At 62.7% G+C, this 12732-nt stretch carries 13 protein-coding genes and 1 tRNA gene; 10 read left to right on the top strand and 4 right to left on the bottom strand.

The genetic code is table 11. From position 1 onward, the window contains the following. Nucleotides 1–20 precede the first annotated feature (20 nt). The 4 genes from ACMGF5_RS14130 to ACMGF5_RS14115 all read left to right on the top strand — a co-directional run bounded on the left by ACMGF5_RS14130 (nt 21) and on the right by ACMGF5_RS14115 (nt 4085). Nucleotides 21–1001: a Bug family tripartite tricarboxylate transporter substrate binding protein gene (locus tag ACMGF5_RS14130; RefSeq protein ID WP_012312979.1), complete on the top strand. Its 981-nt coding sequence runs from the start codon at nt 21–23 to the stop codon at nt 999–1001. 83 nt (nt 1002–1084) lie between these two features. Continuing rightward, nucleotides 1085–1543, top strand: a complete 459-nt coding sequence (locus ACMGF5_RS14125) for a tripartite tricarboxylate transporter TctB family protein (protein ID WP_115273690.1) — start codon at nt 1085–1087, stop codon at nt 1541–1543. A gap of 3 nt (nt 1544–1546) precedes the next feature. Further along, on the top strand, nt 1547–3061 hold the full coding sequence (locus ACMGF5_RS14120; RefSeq protein ID WP_115273689.1) for a tripartite tricarboxylate transporter permease: 1515 nt from the start codon (nt 1547–1549) through the stop codon (nt 3059–3061). Next, nucleotides 3054–4085, top strand: coding sequence for an AbrB family transcriptional regulator (locus ACMGF5_RS14115; protein ID WP_115273688.1), 1032 nt, complete (start codon nt 3054–3056; stop codon nt 4083–4085). Before ACMGF5_RS14120 ends, ACMGF5_RS14115 begins: the two co-directional genes overlap by 8 nt. Before the next feature lie 52 nt (nt 4086–4137). On the opposite strand, the gene ung is transcribed toward ACMGF5_RS14115, so the two are convergent. Then, nucleotides 4138–4830 carry a uracil-DNA glycosylase gene (gene ung, locus ACMGF5_RS14110; RefSeq protein ID WP_115273687.1) on the bottom strand — a complete coding sequence of 231 codons (693 nt, stop codon included), beginning with the start codon at nt 4828–4830 and terminating at the stop codon, nt 4138–4140. A 126-nt stretch (nt 4831–4956) separates the two neighbouring features. Here ung and ACMGF5_RS14105 point away from each other — a divergent pair, with 126 nt between their 5' ends. Further along, the gene (locus ACMGF5_RS14105) at nt 4957–6063 is read left to right on the top strand and encodes an enoyl-CoA hydratase/isomerase family protein (protein ID WP_115273686.1); all 1107 of its coding nucleotides are present in this window, start codon (nt 4957–4959) and stop codon (nt 6061–6063) included. Nucleotides 6064–6094: 31 nt separating this feature from the next. Here the strand turns inward: ACMGF5_RS14105 and ACMGF5_RS14100 are convergent, their stop codons facing one another. Further along, nucleotides 6095–6535 (bottom strand): hypothetical protein, encoded by a 441-nt coding sequence (locus tag ACMGF5_RS14100; RefSeq protein WP_115275482.1) that lies wholly within the window; start codon nt 6533–6535, stop codon nt 6095–6097. Nucleotides 6536–6781: 246 nt separating this feature from the next. Between ACMGF5_RS14100 and ACMGF5_RS14095 the strand changes: the two genes are divergently transcribed. The 4 genes from ACMGF5_RS14095 to ACMGF5_RS14080 all read left to right on the top strand — a co-directional run bounded on the left by ACMGF5_RS14095 (nt 6782) and on the right by ACMGF5_RS14080 (nt 9167). Next, a complete protein-coding gene (locus ACMGF5_RS14095) occupies nt 6782–7012 on the top strand; it encodes a cysteine-rich CWC family protein (RefSeq protein ID WP_046784935.1) in 231 nt (76 codons plus the stop codon). A 34-nt stretch (nt 7013–7046) separates the two neighbouring features. Further along, complete coding sequence (locus ACMGF5_RS14090) at nt 7047–7739, top strand: pseudouridine synthase (RefSeq protein ID WP_115273685.1); 693 nt, start codon at nt 7047–7049, stop codon at nt 7737–7739. A 344-nt stretch (nt 7740–8083) separates the two neighbouring features. Then, the gene (locus ACMGF5_RS14085) at nt 8084–8974 is read left to right on the top strand and encodes an alpha/beta fold hydrolase (protein WP_046784933.1); all 891 of its coding nucleotides are present in this window, start codon (nt 8084–8086) and stop codon (nt 8972–8974) included. Between the two features lie 119 nt (nt 8975–9093). Beyond that, nucleotides 9094–9167 (top strand) — tRNA-Gly (locus ACMGF5_RS14080). Between the two features lie 92 nt (nt 9168–9259). Here ACMGF5_RS14080 and ACMGF5_RS14075 read toward each other — a convergent pair. Then, the gene (locus tag ACMGF5_RS14075; RefSeq protein ID WP_414156886.1) at nt 9260–10327 is read right to left on the bottom strand and encodes a glycerophosphodiester phosphodiesterase; all 1068 of its coding nucleotides are present in this window, start codon (nt 10325–10327) and stop codon (nt 9260–9262) included. Between the two features lie 113 nt (nt 10328–10440). Between ACMGF5_RS14075 and ACMGF5_RS14070 the strand changes: the two genes are divergently transcribed. Further along, a complete protein-coding gene (locus tag ACMGF5_RS14070) occupies nt 10441–11454 on the top strand; it encodes a DUF4917 family protein (protein WP_174142064.1) in 1014 nt (337 codons plus the stop codon). A gap of 31 nt (nt 11455–11485) precedes the next feature. Here the strand turns inward: ACMGF5_RS14070 and ACMGF5_RS14065 are convergent, their stop codons facing one another. Then, nucleotides 11486–12715 carry a class I SAM-dependent methyltransferase gene (locus ACMGF5_RS14065; protein WP_174142065.1) on the bottom strand — a complete coding sequence of 410 codons (1230 nt, stop codon included), beginning with the start codon at nt 12713–12715 and terminating at the stop codon, nt 11486–11488. Between the last annotated feature and the right edge of the window lie 17 nt (nt 12716–12732).

Below are 12732 nucleotides of genomic sequence, written 5' to 3'. Positions count from 1 at the left end.
AACGCTCACGGAGATAGACGATGACCTTTTCACTGCGCCGCCTCGCCCTGGCTACCGGCTGCCTGCTGCTGGCCGGCAATGCCCTCGCCGCCGAACCCAAACGCCCAGAATGCATCGCCCCGGCCTCGCCCGGCGGCGGTTTCGACCTGACCTGCAAACTGGTGCAAAGCGCCCTTGTGCAGGAAAAGATCCTCAGCAAACCGATGCGCGTCACCTACATGCCAGGCGGTGTCGGCGCAGTGGCCTACAACGCCGTGGTAGCGCAGCGCCCGGGCGATGCCGGCACGCTGGTGGCGTGGTCCAGCGGCTCCTTGCTCAACCTGGCCCAGGGCAAGTTCGGCCGCTTCGACGAAAATGCCGTGAAATGGCTGGCGGCGGTCGGCACCAGCTACGGCGCCATTGCCGTGAAAAGCGATTCGCCCTACAAGACCCTCGATGACCTGGTCGCAGCGCTGAAGAAAGACCCGAGCAAGGTGGTGATCGGCTCCGGTGGCACCGTCGGTAGCCAGGACTGGATGCAGACTGCCCTGATCGCCAAGGCCGCCGGCATCAACCCCCGCGACCTGCGCTACGTGGCCCTGGAAGGGGGCGGTGAAATCGCCACCGCGCTGCTAGGTGGCCACATCCAGGTCGGCTCCACCGACATCTCCGACTCCATGCCACACATCCAGAGCGGCAACATGCGCATCCTTGCGGTGTTCTCGGAAAACCGCCTGGACGAGCCGGAGATGAAAGACATCCCCACCGCCAAGGAACAGGGTTACGACATCGTCTGGCCGGTGGTGCGCGGTTTCTACCTTGGGCCGAAAGTGAGCGATGAAGAGTACGCCTGGTGGAAGGACTCCTTCGACAAGATGCTTGCCTCTGAAGACTTCGCCAAGCTGCGTGACCAGCGCGAGCTGTTCCCGTTCGCCATGACAGGTGACGAACTGGACGGCTATGTGAAGAAGCAAGTGGCGGACTACAAGGCACTGGCCAAGGAATTCGGCCTGGTTCAGTAAGCCTGGGTGCATGTACTGGCCCCATCGCCGGCTTGCCGGCGAAGGGGCCTTTACGGCCACTGCAACCTCAATGAGGATTCCCAATGATCCTGCAACGCATCTTCGCCCTGGCTTTGCTGGCGCTGTGCGCCGTCCTGGCCGTGATGGCCTGGCCCTACCAGGCGGCCTTTTCCTACGAACCGGTCGGCCCACGTGCCTACCCGCTGTTGATGCTTGGGCTGATGAGCCTGGGCCTGCTCTATCTCGCCATACGCCCCACGCCCATCGTGCACAAGGACGACGAGCCTGCGCTGGACCGCGCAACCCTGACCAAGATTGCCGCCTGCGTCGGCCTGCTGCTGCTCTTCGCCAGCACCTTTGAAGCCTTGGGCTTCATCCTCAGCGCCATCTTGGTTGGCATCCCTATGGCCCGCTTGTACGGCGGCCGCTGGTTACGCAGCACCCTGGTGGTGGTGGGCATGAGCCTGTTCCTCTACTGGCTGTTCGACCGCGTGATGGATGTGCCCCTGCCCCTCGGCCTGCTGAGCGTACTGGAGAACTGACAGATGGATACCTTGAGCTACCTGGGCCAGGGCTTCGGCGTCGCCCTGAGCCCCTACAACCTGGTTACCGCCCTTTCGGGCACCCTCATCGGCACCGTGGTCGGCCTGCTGCCGGGGCTGGGCCCGATCAACGGCGTGGCGCTGCTGATCCCGATCGCCTTCGCCCTTGGCCTGCCGCCCGAATCGGCGCTGATCCTGTTGGCAGCGGTGTACCTGGGCTGTGAATACGGCGGGCGGATCAGTTCGATCCTGCTGAATATCCCGGGCGAGGCCTCGACCGTGATGACCACCCTCGACGGCTACCCGATGGCCCGCAACGGCCTGGCTGGCGTTGCCCTGTCGCTGTCGGCGTGGAGTTCGTTCATTGGCGCACTCATCGCCACCTGCGGCATGGTGCTGTTCGCCCCGCTGCTGGCGAAATGGGCGATTGCCTTCGGGCCGGCGGAGTACTTCGTGCTGATGGTGTTCGCAATCGTTGCTTTGGGCGGCATGGCCGGGGACAAACCGCTGAAGACCTTCATCGCCGCACTGATCGGCCTGTTCCTGTCAGCGGTCGGTATCGACGCCAACAGCGGCGTATACCGCTTCACCGGTGATAGCGTGCATCTGGCCGACGGTATCCAGTTCGTTGTGCTGGTGCTGGGCCTGTTCTCGATCAGCGAAATCCTGCTGCTGCTGGAGAAGACTCATCATGGGCATCAAGCGGTCAAGGCCACAGGGCGCATGCTGTTCAACTTCAAGGAAGCGGCCTCGGTGTTCGTCGTCAACATCCGCTGCGGCCTGCTTGGGTTCATCATGGGCGTGCTGCCAGGTGCGGGAGCGACCTTGGCCAGCGCCGTGGCCTACATGAGCGAGAAGCGCATCGCTGGGGAAAGCGGCAAGTTCGGCAAGGGCGATGCCCGTGGCCTGGCTGCCCCGGAAACAGCCATCGGCGCATCCTGCTGCGGCGCGCTGGTACCGATGCTGACCTTGGGTGTTCCCGGGTCGGGCACCACGGCGGTGATGATCGGTGCACTGACCCTGTACAACATCACCCCCGGCCCCCTGCTGTTCGAACAGCAACCTGACATTGTCTGGGGGCTGATCGCTTCGCTGTTCGTCGCCAACATCATGCTGGTGATCCTGAACATCCCGATGATCCGCATCTTCACCCGCATCCTCGCCGTGCCGAACTGGGCGCTGGTGCCGGTAATCGCGATCATCACCGCGATCGGTGTATACGCGGTGCACGCCACCACCTTCGACCTGTTCCTGATGGTCGGCATCGGCATCATGGGCTACATCCTGCGCAAGCTGGACTTCCCGCTGTCGCCTATCCTGCTCGGCTTCATCCTGGGCGGCCTGATGGAGCAGAACCTGCGCCGTGCGCTGTCGATTTCCAATGGCGAGCTGGGCATTCTGTGGTCGAGCTCGATCAGCATGGGCATCTGGGTACTGGTGGTGTGCATGCTCTGCCTGCCGCTGCTGCGTATCTGGCGCAAACGTAGCCTGCAGCGTCGGGCGATGGCCGATGCCTGATCGGTCGTTGCCGCTGTACTGGGCGACAGGGCTGGTCGGCCTGGCGGGCGGGTATCTCGCCAGCCAGGTCGGCTGGCCCTTGCCCTGGATGGTCGGCTCATTGCTGGCGATCATCCTGGTGCGCTGCCTGACGCCCTGGCAGCTTTCGGAAATCCCCAATGGCCGCAAGTGCGGCCAATGCATCATCGGCCTGGGTATTGGCCTGCACTTCACCCCTGCGGTGATCGAGCAGGTCGCCAGCCATTTCGTGCTGATCTTCTTTGCCGCACTGCTGACCACCGTTTCCAGCGTGGTTGGCGTGTGGCTGCTGCGGCGTACCGGCGAAGACCGTGCCACGGCATTTTTTGCCAGCATGCCCGGTGGTTCCGGTGAGATGGTCAACCTCGGCGCGCGTAACGGCGCGGTGCTCAGCCAGGTGGCGGCGGCGCAAAGCCTGCGTGTGCTGGTGGTGGTGCTGTGCGTACCGGCGCTGTTCAAGTTCCTGATCGGTGACGGTGTACCGCTCAATCATGCCGGCAGCGTGAGCTGGGGCTGGCTGGCGCTGATCGCACCGCTGGGTGTAGCGGTCGGTTTCGCCTGGCAGCGCTTGCGCCAGCCTAACCCCTGGCTGTTCGGGCCACTGCTGGTGGCCGCCACGCTAAGCCTGGCGGGCAACTTGCAGATCGCCCTGCCCGACGGTGCCAGCCAGATCGGCCAATGGCTGATCGGGAGTGGCCTGGCCTGCCACTTCAACCGCGCATTCTTCCGCCGTGCTCCATCGTTCTTGCTGCGCACGTTGCTCGCCACGGCGCTGTGCATGCTGATCGCGGGCACTGCCGCCTGGGGGTTGAGCGTGATGACTGCGCTGGATCTGCGCTCGCTGACGCTGGGCATGATGCCGGGCGGCATTGCCGAGATGAGCCTGACCGCAGAGACATTGCAGCTGTCGGTGCCGTTGGTGACGGCGTTGCAGGTGATGCGCTTGCTGTTCGTGCTGTTTCTGGCCGAACCGCTGTTCAGATGCTGGGTGAAAGGCCAGCACTGAAAGCTTTGCAGGTGATCGCCGGCAAGCCGGCCACTGAGCACCGGCTCGCCCCTTAAAGCGGCGGTAACGCCCAGTTGATCGGCGCCAGGCCACGCTGTTCGAGGAAGCCGTTGGTCCGGCTGAAATGCCCACAACCCAAGAACCCGCGGTACGCAGACAGTGGCGACGGGTGCACCGATTTGAGCACCAGGTGCTTGGTGCCATCGATCAGTTTCTGCTTGCTCTGGGCATGCGCGCCCCACAGCAGGAACACCACATTCGGGCACTGCTCGCTGACCACCTGGATGATCCGGTCGGTAAAGAATTCCCAGCCTTTCTTGGCATGCGAAGCGGCATTGGCGCGTTCGACGGTCATGGTCGTGTTGAGCAGCAGCACTCCCTGCTCGGCCCAGCTCTGCAGGTAACCATGGCTGGCGATGGGAATGTTCAGGTCGCGCTGCAGCTCCTTGTAGATGTTGACCAGCGACGGCGGCGTCGGCACACCCGGCTGCACCGAGAAGCACAGGCCGTGTGCCTGGCCCGGGCCGTGATACGGATCCTGGCCGAGAATGACGACTTTCACCTGCTCAAGCGGGGTGGAGTTGAGCGCATTGAAGATCATCGGGCCTGGCGGGTAGATTTCCTTGCCGGCGGCGTGCTCCTGGCGCAGAAACTCACGCAGCTGGTGCATGTAGGGCTGATCGAACTCGGCACGCAGGGCGTTTTTCCAGCCGGGTTCAAGTTTGATGCGATCGTCGTCAGTCATGAGGCCATCCGTAAACAATGGCGCGACACTAGGTAAGCCATCCCCCCTTGTCAATCGGTCTGACCTATGGCCTGCATGATCGCCCAGGCAGGCCATACTTGAGCGATGACTTGAACGAGGTAGTCCATGGCCATTCATTGCGAGGTACTCACCGGCGCCGATGGCGCCCGCATCGGCATTGCCACACTGGATGCGCCCAAGGCGCTCAATGCCCTGAACCTGCCGATGATCGAAGTGCTCGGCGAATACCTGCAAGACTGGGCCCGCGACCCGGGCGTTGTCTGTGTATTGCTGCGTGGCAACGGCGCCAAGGCATTCTGCGCCGGCGGCGATGTACGGGCTCTGGCCCAGGCCTGCCGCGACCACCCCGGCAGCGTGCCACCGCTGGCTGCCACGTTCTTTGCCGCCGAATACCGCCTCGACTATCTCCTGCACACCTACCCCAAGCCGGTGCTGTGCTGGGGCCACGGCCATGTGCTGGGGGGCGGCATGGGGCTGTTGCAGGGGGCGGGGATACGCATAGTCACGCCTAGCAGCCGCCTGGCAATGCCAGAAATCAGCATTGGCCTCTACCCCGACGTGGGCGCCAGCTGGTTTCTTGCGCGCCTGCCGGGCAAGCTCGGGCTGTTTCTGGGGCTCACCGGCGCCCCCATCAATGCCCGGGACGCCATCGACCTGGGCCTGGCGGACCGATTCTTTGGCGAGCATCAACAGGAAGGGCTTATCGAAGAATTGTTGCAACTGAACTGGCAAGAGCAGACCGACCTGCAGCTGAACAGCCTGCTCAAGGCCGAACAGCACCGCGCCTATGCCGAACTGCCGGAGGCGCAATGGCTGCCCCGGCGCCAGGTGATCGATGCGCTGCTCGATGTTGCCGACCCGGCGGCCGCGTGGCGTGCACTGGAGGGGCTCAAGCAGCATAACGACCCATTGTTGGCTGATGCAGGCCAACGCCTGCAGGAGGGCTGCCCGCTCACGGCGCACCTGGTCTGGGAACAGATCCGTCGGGCCCGACACCTGTCATTGGCCCAGGTATTCCAGATGGAATACAGCATGAGCCTCAATTGCTGCCGTCACCCCGAATTCAGCGAAGGCGTGCGCGCCCGCCTGCTGGACAAGGACAACCACCCACGCTGGCACTGGCCGGATGTTGCGCAAGTGCCGGCGGCCGTGGTCGAAGCCCATTTTGTGAAGGTATGGGAGGGGCGCCACCCGTTGGCCGATCTTGCCTGACCTGGGCCGTTCCGCGCGCCCCCGTCAACCTTCACCGTCGCCAGTTGCGATCACCACTGCGCCCACCACCGGGACGGCGGTCACCATCACCCCGTCCATTGGAGTGCCAACGGTCGTTCTGGTACCGCCGGCTGTCGTTGCGGTAATCATGCCGGTCACGATCACGGCCGTAGTCATAACGCTGGCGGTTGCCGTAGTCGTGACGCGGGTTGCCATGCCACTGCTTCATCCCCGGCTGCGGGTGCGGACGGTATTGCGGCACGGGCGCAGGCCGGTAGTAACGCGGTGCCGGCTGGTAGTAATAGCGCGGTTGGGGGGCTACGTAATAGCGGTCATGGCGGTAATAACCCGGCGAGGCATACCGGTCAGCGGTGTAGTAATCCGTACGATAATAACGGCCTCCCTCGTGGTAAGGCACGCAGGCGGTTGTCATCAGGCCCAACAGGGCGATCAACAGAATTCGATAGGACATGGCGGCCTCCTGGACCGCTGGGGTGCCCGTACAGCGGCGCTGCCGAGCGTCGAAGCCAAAGCGAACATCGACAATGATTGAGACATTGTCGCCATCGTGCAGTGCCATTTGCGCAATAATTTGAAATAGCTTGGATACCCCAATAAACCTGCAGTCTTTTTCCGGCCATATCACTAGAATGAGCACCTCGACGATGCAAGCAGGCCGGCCGCAACCGTGCCTGCATTGAACACCCCGGACTAGTGTATGAATGACAGCCAGCACTGCCCTGCCTGCGGCGCCCTCAACCAATGCACCCTGGCCGACCCGCGCACTGCGCCAGCAGCCTGCTGGTGCTACGCCGTGAACATCGACCCCGCAGTTCTGAAGGCCCTGCCAACCGAGCTGCGCGACAAATCCTGCCTCTGCCCGCGCTGCGCCGCAGGGGCAGGTCTGCCCGAGAACGCGCCCGCCCAGGTCGAGGCAGAAAAGCGCTAGACTGCGCGCCACTCCCCTCGACGTCCTTGATGCCATGCGCCTTGACCGCTTCCTCGCCAACCTGCCCAGCTATAGCCGCCAGCAAGTACGCCTGCTGCTGGTACAGCGCCGCGTGCGGGTGGATGGCGAAACGGTAGCCGACCCACGGGCTGAAGTCCGCGAATTCAGCCGTATCGAGGTGGATGATCAACTACTCCAGACGGGGCGCCCGGCGCGCTACCTGATGCTGCACAAACCGGCCGGCTGCGTCAGCGCCACGCACGACCCACAGCACCGCACCGTACTCGATTTGCTGCCTGCGCCGTTGCGCGAGGACCTGCACATTGCCGGGCGGCTCGACTACAACACCACCGGGCTGATGATCCTGACCAACGACGGCCAATGGTCGCGGCGCCTGACCCAGCCGGCGACCAAGCTGCCCAAGCACTACCTGGTGGAAACGGAAGATGAAATCGGCGCGCATTACGTCGACAAGTTTCGCACAGGCTTCTACTTCGCCTTCGAAGACCTGACCACCCTCCCCGCGCAACTGGACATCCTTGGCCCGCGCACGGCGAGGCTGGCCATCATTGAAGGGCGTTATCACCAGGTCAAGCGCATGTTCGGCTACTTCGACAACAAGGTTGTAGGGTTGCACCGGGAAACCATGGGCGCGATCCAGCTCGATCCAGGCTTGGCGCCGGGTGAATTCCGGGCACTCACGGCTACGGAAATCGCCTCGGTCTAGGCCGCTTCAGGCACTGTCCGGACGTCATACGACCGCCCGGCGACAAAAGTCACAATTTCACCCAGCCGGCACTTGCGTGATCCTCAACCCACTGCTTGACTCCTAACTTGTCGGTCCGTGCGTGACTCGCCAGTCACACCGCGCGCCAGACACCTTTTTGCCGGCTACCCAAGGCCTCGATGCCTTGGAGCACGGCAAATTGCCCGCCAAAAACAATACCGTCGACACGTGTGCCAAGGATCGACACAGGGCCCCGGTAATTCCTTCAGGCAAATGCCTACCTGTCATAAAGAACGTGCACCCTAGGTGACGCGAACACCCTTTTTGCGCCAGGAGTCGATGACATGAGGCCAGAAATCGCTGTACTTGATATCCAAGGTCAGTATCGGGTTTACACGGAGTTCCATCGCGCGGATGCAGCCGAGAAGACGATCATCCTGATCAATGGCTCACTGGCCACCACGGCTTCGTTCGCCCAGACGGTGCGTAACCTGCACCCACAATTCAACGTCGTGCTGTACGACCAGCCCTACTCCGGCAAGTCCAAGGCACATAACCGCCAGGAACGCCTGATCAGCAAGGAAGACGAGGCGCATATCCTGCTTGAGCTGATCGAGCACTTCCAGGCCGACCACGTGATGTCGTTCTCCTGGGGCGGTGCCTGCACCCTGCTGGCGCTGGCGCACCAGCCTCGCATGGTGAAAAAGGCGGTGGTCAGCTCGTTCTCACCGGTGATCAACGAACCGATGCGCGACTACCTGAACCGTGGTTGCCAGTACCTGGCTGCCTGCGATCGCTACCAGGTCGGCAACCTGGTCAACGACACCATTGGCAAGCACCTGCCATCGCTGTTCAAGCGCTTCAACTACCGGCACGTCAGCAGCCTGGACAGCCACGAGTATGCGCAGATGCACTTCCACATCAACCAGGTGCTGCAGCATGACCTGGAACGGGCACTGCGAGGCGCGCGCAACATCGACATCCCGGTGCTGTTCATCAACGGCGACCGTGACGAGTACACCACCGCAGAAGACGCTCGCCAGTTCGGCAACCATGTCGGCAAGAGCCACTTCACGGTGATCCGTGATGCCGGGCACTTCCTGGACATGGAGAACAAGACGGCCTGCGAAGCCACACGCAGCGCGTTGCTCGGCTTCCTCAAGCCGACCGTGCGCCAGGCCCGGGCACGCACCCCGTACAACGCCAGCCAAGAGCAGCATGCATGGGCCATCTGAGTGCATCGGCGCCCTGTAGCCATGGCCTGCAGGCTATGGGCGCCGACAGCTTTTTTTCACCGGTTTATAACGAGGGCTTCTAATTCCAGGCAGGTTCTGGTAAAAAGTCGGGCGCAGACGCGGGTATAGTTTAATGGTAGAACAGTAGCTTCCCAAGCTTCCGACGAGGGTTCGATTCCCTCTACCCGCTCCACACCGCATTACCGCATGGCGTTCAACCAGCGTCATCGCTGCCCCTGAGGCGAAGATCATCCGCAAGTCGATCTGCTTGCCGCCTTCAACAGCTCAGTACCCCAGCCTTTTCAGCAAACCTGGCTCACTTTCAGCCGGGCGATCATAAAAGCGCAGTAGCGCACCCGCCCTGTTGGTAAAGATCCCATCCACCCCTGCCTTCATGCTTGCGGCGAAGTCCTGCGCGTCATCGAGCGTATAGACGTGCACCAGCAGCCCGCGCTCATGGCTGGCCTGGTTCATCCATGGCTGAATGAGATCGGCATAGCTCTGTTCGCCCAGCTTGCTGCGCTTGGCAGAAGGCCCGGTACCGATCGCACCGCCCTGCTTGGCGAAGTCCAGCCAGCGCAGGAACTCAGCCCGGCTCTTCGGTTGCTGGCGTGCATAAAAAGCGGCCTTGTCGCTTTCGCCTGAATCCGCCAAATCTTGCCCCGAGGCCGGTGCTATGGCCTTGGTACCCACCCACAGCAGCAGAATCTTCGGTACCTGCGGCATCGCCTCGTGCAGCAACGCCAGGCTGTTGCGATCGAATGTCTGCAGCACCACGCGCCCAGGCCGATCGAGCCAGCCACGGGCCTCCAAGCGCTCTTTGAGCTGCCGTTCAATGCCTGGAAACTGGCTGGGAACCTTGGTCTCGATATACAAACCGGGCTGGCGCTGCGGGTTGCCTTCGGCAATATCGATGACTTCGTCAAGGGTAAGGATCGACAGTTTGGCGAACGATGCCCTGGCACGTGCCGGGTAGGCGATGTTGAACCAGCTGCCGGCGTCCAGCGACCTGAGCTCGGCGAGGCTGAAGGCACTGACCGGGCTGTGTTTGCGCTCGGGGAAACGCTCGGCTACATCGCTGGTACGTGACAGCTCATCGTCGTGGACCACGACCAGCACGCCGTCGCGCGTGCGCTGCAGGTCCAGTTCCAGGTAGTCGGCGCCCAACTCGCGGGCCAACAGGTAGGCAGGCCTGGTGGATTCCGGTGCGTCGTAAGAGGCGCCGCGGTGAGCGATCACGGCCGGGTATGGTATGCCGTGGGCTGCGGCGAGGGCTTTGCCGTCCGTTGCCAAGGCCACTGAGGCCGGCCCCAGTGCTGCCAAGGCCAGCATCCCGATCAAACACTTGCGCATGTGAAGTCCTCTTTCATTCTGCGAACCTTGTCGTGGCTGTAGCGCAACCCTCGCACACATTGCATGACATGCTAAAGTCGCCCCCGTTTCCCGCTCCAGCGAATGGACCCATCATGCCCGCACTAGACGCCCACCTCGCCACTTGGCAGGAACTCGCCCAACGCCACCCCTGCGATGCCCTGCTACTGGGCAACGGCGCCAGCCGCGTGCTGTGGAAATCATTCGGCTATTTCTCGCTGTTCGAGGAGGCCCAGCGCGCCGGCCGCAAGAAAGGCCTGGCAATCAGCGACCAGGCCTTGTTCAAGTCCTTGGGCACTGAATTGTTCGAGCCGGTGCTGAGCACGCTGAACCAGACTGTGCGCGCCAACGCCGCCCTGGCGATCAACTCCACCGCGCCGCTGAACCGCTACTACTCGATCAAGGAAGCGCTGATCCACGCCGTGCGTACCGTGCACCTGCCATGGCCAAAGATGCCAGCGACAACCCTGGCATCGATCAACCAAGCCTTGCGCGGCTACCGCAGTGTCTATACCAGCAACTACGACCTGATCCTGCCTTGGGCAGTGCAGCACGCACCCCAGGGCTTCGCCACGCTGTTCGATGAGCAAGGCTTCTTCGACGTACGCCGCACCCGCAGCGAAGGGACGCGCGTGCTGCATTTGCACGGCGGCCTGCACCTGCTCAAGCTGCCCGACGGTACCACCCGTCAGCGCAGCGCCGAAAGCGCCGAGCTGCTGGACGGCTTTGCCGTGAACATTCCGGGTGAAGTACCGCTGTTCGTCAACGAAGACCGCAGTGACGAAAAACTGCGCGCCATCCGCAACTCGGATTACCTGGCCTGGTGCCTGGGCCAGTTGGCCCAGGAAAACCAGGGGCTATGCCTGTTCGGGCACCATCTGGACAGCAGTGACCAGCACTTGCTCGAAGCGATTCGCCAGGCGCGGCCGCGCCATCTTTCGATTGCCATACGGCCATTGAGCGAGGCTTCGGTGGTCAATCAGAAGCAGCACTTTGTGGACCGCTTTGGTGATCTGGCGGGGACAGCGCTGCATTTCTTTGATGCGGGTACGCATCCGTTGGGGTTGGCGGAGTACGCGATAAAGATGCCAGTACATGCAGAACACTGACAGGCGCTCGGGGACGAGCGCCACAGCCGACTTACGCTGAGATGGGGGGAATCAACCCGTCGTTGCGCAACAACGTCTCCAGGCAATGCTCCTGCACCCCATAAAACGCTTTCAGTTGCGCAATCTTTTCCAGCAGCGCTTGCGCCGCTACGGGCTGCTTGCGCTTCACCGCAAGAATCATCTTGTTCTTGTTGGTGTGCTCAAGCGAGATGAACTCGAACACCTTGGTCTCGTAACCACAGGCTTCCAGATACAGCGCGCGCAAGCTGTCGGTGAGCATCTCGGCCTGCTGCCCCAGATGCAGGCCGTATTGCAGCATCGGCTGCAGCAAGCCCGGGCTGTGCAGTTGCGGGCGAATCTGCTTGTGACAGCACGGCGAGCACATGATGATCGCAGCGTTGCAACGGATTCCGGTGTGGATCGCGTAATCGGTGGCAATGTCGCAGGCATGCAGGGCGATCATCACCTCGATGGCCTCGGGTACTACGCTGCGCACGTCACCGCATTGAAACTCCAGGCCCGGATGCTCCAGACGCGAAGCCGCTGCATTGCACAAATCGACCATGTCCTGACGCAGCTCCACCCCAGTCACCTGGGCTGCGCGGCCCAGGCTGTTGCTCAGGTAGTCGTGCATGGCGAAGGTCAGGTAGCCCTTGCCTGAACCGAAATCGGCCACCCGCAGCACCTGGCCAGCCGGCACCGGCGCATTGGCCAGTGCGTGATCGAACACTTCAACGAACTTGTTGATCTGCTTCCACTTGCGCGACATGGACGGGATCAGCGCACCCTGTGCGTCGGTCACGCCCAGATCACGCAGGAAGGGCCGCGACAGTTCCAGGTAACGCTTCTTCTCGCGGTCGTGGCCCGTGCTGGCAGCAGCCTCGCGCGGCGCCTGGGCACCGTGGCGCTGGAGCATCGGCTTGCCCTTTTTGCTGAAGGTCAGTTGCACTTCGCCGTCGGCGTCGAACAGGTGGGCGTTGCGAAAGCTCTGCCCCAGCAGCTCGGCGATCAGTGCCTGGGCCTGGTCCAGCGGCACGTTGCGGGTGATGTCGCGGGTCTGGTGGCGGTAGACCAACGAAAGGGTGGGCTGCCCTTTTACCTGCACCGGCTTGGCGATGATCCGCTGTAGGGTCTGGTCGGCGCCGACATGGCGCGCCAGCACCAGTTTGACCAGGGTATTGCCGTGCAAGGCAGCGCTCAGCAGGTCGAGAAACTGGGCGCGCGCGTCCGGCGCGATAGAAGCGGAAGTACTGGCGGACATGGAAAACAGGTGCCTCG

The sequence above is a fragment of the Pseudomonas sp. BNK-15 genome, assembly GCF_047456105.1.
Taxonomy (GTDB): domain Bacteria; phylum Pseudomonadota; class Gammaproteobacteria; order Pseudomonadales; family Pseudomonadaceae; genus Aquipseudomonas; species Aquipseudomonas putida_E.
The sequence above is the reverse complement of the archived record's forward strand: the minus strand, read 5'-3'. Positions and strand labels throughout refer to the sequence as shown.

Coding starts and splice junctions, on each gene's coding strand:
- ACMGF5_RS14130 (WP_012312979.1), top strand. CDS start 21: ATGACCTTTTCACTGCGCCGCCTCGCCCTGGCTACCGGCTGCCTGCTG.
- ACMGF5_RS14125 (WP_115273690.1), top strand. CDS start 1,085: ATGATCCTGCAACGCATCTTCGCCCTGGCTTTGCTGGCGCTGTGCGCC.
- ACMGF5_RS14120 (WP_115273689.1), top strand. CDS start 1,547: ATGGATACCTTGAGCTACCTGGGCCAGGGCTTCGGCGTCGCCCTGAGC.
- ACMGF5_RS14115 (WP_115273688.1), top strand. CDS start 3,054: ATGCCTGATCGGTCGTTGCCGCTGTACTGGGCGACAGGGCTGGTCGGC.
- ung (WP_115273687.1), bottom strand. CDS start 4,830: ATGACTGACGACGATCGCATCAAACTTGAACCCGGCTGGAAAAACGCC.
- ACMGF5_RS14105 (WP_115273686.1), top strand. CDS start 4,957: ATGGCCATTCATTGCGAGGTACTCACCGGCGCCGATGGCGCCCGCATC.
- ACMGF5_RS14100 (WP_115275482.1), bottom strand. CDS start 6,535: ATGTCCTATCGAATTCTGTTGATCGCCCTGTTGGGCCTGATGACAACC.
- ACMGF5_RS14095 (WP_046784935.1), top strand. CDS start 6,782: ATGAATGACAGCCAGCACTGCCCTGCCTGCGGCGCCCTCAACCAATGC.
- ACMGF5_RS14090 (WP_115273685.1), top strand. CDS start 7,047: ATGCGCCTTGACCGCTTCCTCGCCAACCTGCCCAGCTATAGCCGCCAG.
- ACMGF5_RS14085 (WP_046784933.1), top strand. CDS start 8,084: ATGAGGCCAGAAATCGCTGTACTTGATATCCAAGGTCAGTATCGGGTT.
- ACMGF5_RS14075 (WP_414156886.1), bottom strand. CDS start 10,327: ATGCGCAAGTGTTTGATCGGGATGCTGGCCTTGGCAGCACTGGGGCCG.
- ACMGF5_RS14070 (WP_174142064.1), top strand. CDS start 10,441: ATGCCCGCACTAGACGCCCACCTCGCCACTTGGCAGGAACTCGCCCAA.
- ACMGF5_RS14065 (WP_174142065.1), bottom strand. CDS start 12,715: ATGTCCGCCAGTACTTCCGCTTCTATCGCGCCGGACGCGCGCGCCCAG.